We start from the raw sequence: 7,335 nt of genomic DNA, 5'->3' as shown, positions 1-7,335 counted from the left end.
GAAATCATATCCCGTGGTGCCGGCAACAGGCCATTCTGATGGAAGAGTTTCGCCGGGTTCAAGAATTTTTTCCACAACAACCCAGGCATTGGGGCAGGCTTTCTGCAATCTGTAAAAATACTGAGCCGGGTCCCACAGACCGTCCGGATGGTCAATGCGCAGCCCCTGGACCCATCCCTTGTGCACCCATGCCAGGGGCAGCTCATGGACAGCGTTGAACACCGTCATCTCCTCAACCCTTATGCCTGCCAGATCCCTGATGTCGAAAAATCTGCGGTATCCAAGGTCTGTGTTCGCCATCCGCCAGAAAGCAAGCCGGTAATGCTGCTGATTGATCAGCAGATCCAGGGCATCCGGATCACGGTTCAGGCGCGCAATCTCTGCGGCGATGACTGCATCATCCGATCCACAGGATTCATCTGCTTTGGACAATAATTGGGCCACGCTGGCTTGGGTCACAGGAAATACATGGTCGTGATAGTGAAGGGTAACCATCCCCTCTGAATAGGACAACCGGAGTTGTCCCTCCCCAAGGACACGGCCATAGTGATCTTCCAGAACCGGCAGGAGGATCTTGTTGGGCCAGCGATTTGCACCATTGTTCCAATCCACATCAAAAAAGGCGGCAAAACAGCTGGACGGTCCGTTCTCCAGCAGATGCCACCACCAGGCGTTCTGGCGCCCTGCAACGGCCATATGGTTCGGCACCACATCAATCATGTGACCAAGCCCGGCCGCACCCAAGGTCTCACACAAAAGGGCATGGGCCCGGGTCCCTCCGAGTTCCTCATTTACCTGTGCGGGATCCACAATATCATATCCGTGGGTACTGCCGGCCGCCGTCTGGAGGTATGGAGACGTATACAGATGGCTGATTCCAAGATCATACAAATAGGGTACAATCTCTGTGGCCTGGTCAAAACCGAACCCGGGATGCATCTGCAGCCGATAGGTTGCAAAAGGTTCAGGTTTCATGACGCAGCACCACCAGGGAACGGGCCGCAACCGTGATTGTGTCCCCTGCTTTCAATAATGTTTGTTCTTCCAGCCACCCGGTCCGGGTATCCAGATCCTTTACCCACTGCTTCCCATAATCAGGGCCGGGAAGAACAAATTGCAAGGGTTTATGAAAAGCATTGAAAATCAGGTAAAAATTGTCATCAATTACCGGTTCACCGCGGGGGTTGGGGTTGGGAATGGTGGCGCCATTCAAAAATACGCCCAGGGATTTTGTGACCCCCAGTCCCCAGTCCTCTTCAGCCATCTGCTCCCCCGCCATGGTGAACCACCGGATGTCGTCAACATCGCTGCCATGAATCGACCGGCCATGGAACCACCCCCGGCGCCGGAAAGCAGGGTGGTCTCTTCGGTACTGGATAAGTTTTTTACAAAAATCCAGCAAACCTTCGTCTTTATTTTCCCAGTTGTACCAGGAAAGTTCATTGTCCTGGCAGTAGGTATTGTTGTTCCCCTTCTGGGTGCGTCCGATTTCATCTCCGCCTGAAAGCATGGGCACGCCCTGGGAAAGGAGCAGGGTTGCAAGAAAGTTTCGCTTTTGGAGATTTCGCAGTTCAAGTATCTTCGGCTGGTCGGTTTCACCCTCCTCACCGCAATTCCAGGAACGGTTGTAATCTTCTCCATCAAGGTTTTCATCGCCGTTGGCCATGTTATGCTTTTCATTATAGGAAACCAGATCATGCAAGGTGAACCCATCATGGGCCGTGATAAAATTGATGCTGGCATAGGGCAGGCGCGAGGTGTTTTCGTACAGATCGGAACTGCCGGTAAGCCGGGCGGCAAACTCGCCCATGGTTCGCTTTTCCCCCCGCCAGAAATCACGGACGCAGTCCCGGTATTTGCCGTTCCATTCGGTCCACACCGGCGGAAAATTGCCGACCTGGTAGCCGCCCTCGCCCACATCCCAGGGTTCGGCAATAAGCTTGACCTGGCTGATAACAGGATCCTGCTGGATGATATCAAAAAAAGCGGACAGCCGGTTCACATCATGCAGCTCCCTGGCCAGGGCAGATGCCAGATCAAATCGGAACCCGTCCACATGCATTTCCAAAACCCAGTACCGCAAAGAATCCATGACAAGCTGCAAAACATGGGGATTGCGCATATTCAGGGTATTGCCGGTGCCGGTATAATCCATGTAGTATTGCGGATCATCGGTAAGACGATAATAATAGGTGTTGTCAATTCCCTTGAAACTGAGCATGGGTCCCAGGTGATTTCCCTCTGCCGTGTGGTTGTAAACCACATCCAGAATAACTTCCAGACCGGCCTGGTGAAGGGTTTTCACCATCTGTTTGAATTCAGCGACAACACCGCCGGGACGATTGTCTGCGGCATATTCCATGTGGGGTGCAAAATACCCGATGGAATTATAGCCCCAGTAGTTTTTCAGTCCCTGATCAAGCAGGTGCTTGTCATCGATAAAAAAATGAACCGGCATCAATTCAACGGCCGTGACACCGAGGGCCTTGAGGTATTCAATAATCGCAGGATGCGCAAGACCTGCATAGGTGCCCGACATTTCAGGAGGGACTTCTGGATGGCGGGCGGTTAACCCTTTTACATGGGTTTCATAAATCACGGTTTCATGCCAGGGGATCCGCAGGCTACGGTCTCCGCTCCAGTCGAAATGGGACTTATGAACCACGCTCTTTGGCATGAAGGGGGCGCTGTCAGCGTCGCTGCGGATGCCGGGACCGTCATTAAAGGGATACGGGAATACAGCCTCATTCCATTGCACCTGTCCATCCATGGCTTTGGCATAAGGGTCCAGCAGCAGCTTGGCAGGATTGCAGCAAAGGCCCCGGGAAGGGTCCCAGGGGCCATGAACACGGAACCCATATCGCTGGCCCGGCTCCACAAAGGGCAGGTATGCGTGCCAGCAACAACCCGTCACTTCAGACAGGTTAATACGCGTCTCAACGCCTTGCTCGTCAAAGAGGCAGAGTTCTACACGCTCGGCAATCTCGGAAAACAAGGAAAAGTTGGTTCCGGAGCCATCAAATACAGCACCTAACGGATAGGGTTGTCCAGGCCATGTTTTCAAATTACAAATTATCCTTCCGGGTTTTGGGTTATATTTACACACAACCGAATAGATCTACAGCCATTATTATTAGCGATTATTATGCCAGGGTTCAAAATTCCGGAATTATTTTGCACATCATATTGATTTTTAATCACAAATAGTCATTGTTTGCCGTTTCAATCCAGTGATCAGCAACCAAACATAGAAGGTTATATGTGACCGTTAGATCATATGTGCCCGGAGTCTTTGCCCGGGGTATAACCCGTCATTCCTGTCATGAACCAGACCAAGCCATAGCATACCCAACCACCATGCGCAGCCGAATGGACTGGGGTTCAGATGTGAAATTTTCTGGTGACCCCGACTGTCAGTTCATACATATTGTCATTGAATCCAAATTTAAAGGTATTTTTCGGGCTGCACAAAAGGGTGATTTTACACATATCCTGGGTTGTTTCAAATGCCAGGGTGCTGCCCCTGTGCCGCACTTGCATTCTCAGTCTCTCAAGTACTTCAGGCAGCTCCGGATTGACCCAGAGAAAATCACCCCGGGTTTTTATGCCCATATATGCTTCCTGAAGAATATTTATGGCGCCGGCCATGGCACCCATATGAATCCCTTCCTGGGTGGTGCCCCCCTGGATATCATCAATATCGCTTTGAAGGGCTTTTAAGAAAAATTTCCAGGAGCGTTTTCTGTCCGAACGGGCCAAAACCCAGGAATGGACCACCCAGCTCAAGGAGGAACCATAGGAGGTGCGATAGACATAATAGTCTATGTTTTTTGGAATCGTTTCGTATTCAAAGGGATAATTCAATTGTTTGAACAGTGTTTTAAGTTCCGGTGCGGAAAACAGGTAAAACAGCATGAGAACATCTGCCTGCTTTGTTATCTTATAATTGTTGGCGCTGTCTCCTTCGGCTTCCAGTATACGGTCCATGCGCTGAATATTGGGATATTTTTTCCTGTATTTATCCCAGTCAAGCTCCTTGAGCTGGTCATAATGCTCAAACTGGCTGATGATGTTGTCATCATGAAAGATGACCCGCATTTTCCGGCTGATATCCCACCACAGTTCTATTTCTGATTCTGTGATCCCCAGGGTTTCACACAGCTCATAAACCCGGTCCCTGGGCAGAATGTCCAGGGCATTCAGGGCCTGAGTGAATACCCATGTGGCCATGACATTGGTATAGGCATTATTGTCCAGTCCGGGTTCATCTGCATCCGGATAGCCATCATGGTATTCATCAGGCCCCATGACTTTGAGGATTTCATACCGGTCAAGATCTTTGTTATAGGTGGCAATGCTTGCCCAGAACCGGGCAATTTCAAACAAAACTTCTGCACCATATTCACACATGAACTGGATATCCCCGGTGGATTCGAAATATTTCCAGATATTGAATGCAATGGCTGCATTCACATGTTTCTGGAAATGAGAATTATCCTGGAGCCACCGTCCTGATTGGGGGTTCAGGTGCATTGTCTGGGTTTCTTCCCTGCCGTTGCTGCTGCTTTGCCATGGGAACATGGCGCCCGTGTATCCGGCGGCCTTGGCAGCAGCCCGGGCCGTATCAAGTCTGCGGTACCGGTACAGCAGAAGAGAGCGGGTGATTTCCGGATACTGCAGGGTGATAAACGGATAAATATACAGTTCATCCCAAAAAATATGCCCCCGGTAGGCCTCGCCATGCCAGCCCCTGGCGGGCACGCCTACATCCAAATCAATGGTCTGTTTGGATACGGTCTGAAGCAGATGAAAGGTATACAGCCTGACAACCATCTCCGGACGAAGGTCCTGGCGGTTTTTCCTACGTTCGGTCATTTTCATGTCAGACCGCCGCCACAATTGTTTCCAAACCAGTTTATGGCTGGCAAGCAGATCGTCAAATCTCGGGGCACGCCTGATTCTTGACCTGACGGCCAGGCCGCATTCAGAAATGGCAATATCACGCGATGTGTGTACCAGAACGATTTTTTCCACCTGAATGGTTTCTCCCTGGCTGATATCCACGGTATAGCGTTTGCCGACATATCCATTGTCATTTATCAGCTCTGCCTGTAAATCCAAGGGACTGCCTTTTTTTGTTATCCGGGTTCTGGCTGCCATAGCCACCCGCAGTTCAGACTGGACGGTCTGCACTTTTAAAAATACCGGTTCGTTCTGGGTTGATTCACTTTCGAGAATTTCCAGGTGCTGGCAGTTGAGATCACGATATCGCTTCACACCCTGGTTCCGGACCGTGCCGTCAATGGCAGATTCCACCTCAAGGGATCCGGTTTGGTTTTCACTGGTTAATAATACCCGTATGGCAGCCGTGTGCCGGTCTCCCATATGAACAATGCGGTGCTCTTCCATCCTGATGCGGCGTTCCTGTTCATCTTCAAAAACAACGATATGGATGAGAACCCCATTTTTCATATCAAGTTCCTGGCAATAAGAGCGAATGGTTGCGGTTTCAGGGGAGAACCATTGACCATCTGTGAAACGAAATTTCAGACAGAGCCAGTTGGGCATATTAACAAGGTCTTCGTTTTCAATTTCCTTGCCGGCAATGACGGTTGTAAGCCGGTTGTATCCCCCGGCCAGATAGGTGCCGGGATAATGGGTGTCACCGGCAGACACCTGGGCACTGGCCCCACGGGTGGCGAAATAGCCGTTCCCCAGTGTGCACAGGGCTTCACGAAGTCCCTGATCTTGTGGCTTATAGGTCTCATAGGTTAAATGCCAGGCAGTCATATCGTTTTACCTTTTTCCTTTTCATCAAACAGGTTTTTTAAAAATGCGGCAGTTTCCCGGGTGTTTTCAAGGACAAAATCTGCTGACGTCGGGTGAAAACTGCCCTTGACAATAATACTGGTGCCGATTTTTTCCAGCGTCTCAAATGCATCTTCATCGGTTATATCATCACCAATATACAGGGGATAATATGTATCCCGGTCTAATTTGAGTTTTTCCATCAGCCATATCAGGGCTTTACCTTTGTGCCAGTCAATATCCGGCTGCAGTTCAAACACTTTTTTCCCTTCAGTGATGCGCAGTTCAGGATGCTTTGCCTGCAACTGGCAAACCGCCTGTTTGACTGATTGTACTGCTGTTTGTTTTACGTTCCGGTAATGGATGGCAATGGAAAATTTTTTACGTTCAATGGCAGCACCCGGTATGTCTGCCAGTTTTTCTTCCAGATGGCCCTGGGCAATGTCCAGAACCGGCAGAAAATCCTTTCCCTTCTGCATTTCAAGGGTCAGGTTCGCGGGGCCGGCAATATCAAAGCCGTGGCTGCCGGCGAAATAGAGATTATCCAATTGTACAAACTGTTGAATGGTCTTAAGGTCCCTGCCGCTGATGACGGCAACTACCCATTTTTCAGCCACTTTTTCCAGTGTTTGTCTTGTGTCCTGATCAAGAAAGGCCTTTTCCGGATCATTGACAATAGGGGTCAGGGTGCCGTCATAATCCAGAAAAAGGACTGGTTTCCTATCACCTGCCTGCTGTAAAATATCCTGAATATGGTCCAGTGCAGGAGGCAGGGATGCCATCTGTTTTTTTCTGACCGGCAGCCGGCCATTGATGCGGATGTCACACAGATCTGAAAAAACAACATCTGCGCCTGCTTTTTTAAGAATGCCTTCATTTTTTGCCCTGTCCACACCGATTACCTGGTAAAACCCACCCTTTTTTGCAGCGCTTACCCCTGCGGTTGCATCTTCAAAAACAGCTGTCCTTTCAGGGGTGACCCCAATACGGCGGGCAGCCTCAAAAAATATATCCGGTTCAGGTTTTCCGTTTATTCCAAGCTGCTCGGAAAGGATACCGTCCACCACCGTATCAAACCAGTCTAAAATACCAACAGACCTAAGCACTGGCATGCAATTTTTGCTGGCTGAAATTACAGCCAGCTTCCAGCCTTGTTTTTTTAACTCATAAATAAGGCTCAAGGTATCTTCGTATACTGTGGCCTCTTGTTGTTGCAGAAAGTCATTAAAAATTTCGTTTTTCTGATTGCCAAGACCATATATGGTTTCTTTGCCCGGCCCATCTGAACGATCTCCCCAAGACAGGTCAATTCCACGGGAAGTGAGAAAAGATTTTACCCCGTCGTACCGGGGTTTTCCGTCCACAAAGGTACGGTAATCTTTGTCCATGTCAAAAGGGATGAAATTTTCATTTTCCCGGGCTGCCCGTTCTTTTAAATACCCATCAAAAAGGGCTTTCCATGCCTTGGCATGCACTTTTGCAGTCTGGGTGATCACGCCATCAAGGTCGAAAATACCACCATCACAA

Annotated in this window: 4 protein-coding genes; all 4 read right to left on the bottom strand. The window is 49.7% G+C overall.

Annotated elements, in window-relative coordinates:
- A partial coding sequence (locus B3D59_RS13255; RefSeq protein ID WP_286820305.1) for an alpha-amylase family glycosyl hydrolase occupies nt 1-975 on the bottom strand: 975 nt, incomplete at its 3' end.
- Nucleotides 965-3,064: a glycogen debranching protein GlgX gene (gene glgX, locus B3D59_RS13250; protein WP_286820304.1), complete on the bottom strand. Its 2,100-nt coding sequence runs from the start codon at nt 3,062-3,064 to the stop codon at nt 965-967. The genes glgX and B3D59_RS13255, both read right to left, overlap by 11 nt.
- Nucleotides 3,065-3,381: 317 nt before the next feature.
- Nucleotides 3,382-5,790, bottom strand: a complete 2,409-nt coding sequence (locus B3D59_RS13245) for a glycoside hydrolase family 65 protein (protein WP_286820303.1) — start codon at nt 5,788-5,790, stop codon at nt 3,382-3,384.
- Nucleotides 5,787-7,335: trehalose-phosphatase (gene otsB, locus B3D59_RS13240; protein WP_286820302.1), on the bottom strand; the 1,549-nt coding region annotated here is incomplete at its 5' end. The genes B3D59_RS13245 and otsB, both read right to left, overlap by 4 nt.

Origin of the sequence: Desulfobacter sp. UBA2225 (genome assembly GCF_002348205.1) — a bacterium.
GTDB lineage: Bacteria > Desulfobacterota > Desulfobacteria > Desulfobacterales > Desulfobacteraceae > Desulfobacter > Desulfobacter postgatei.
The sequence above is the reverse complement of the archived record's forward strand: the minus strand, read 5'-3'. Positions and strand labels throughout refer to the sequence as shown.

Bases quoted from the DNA above. Each gene is read 5' to 3' on its own strand.
- B3D59_RS13245 (WP_286820303.1), bottom strand. From the start codon at position 5,790: ATGACTGCCTGGCATTTAACCTATGAGACCTATAAGCCACAAGATCAG.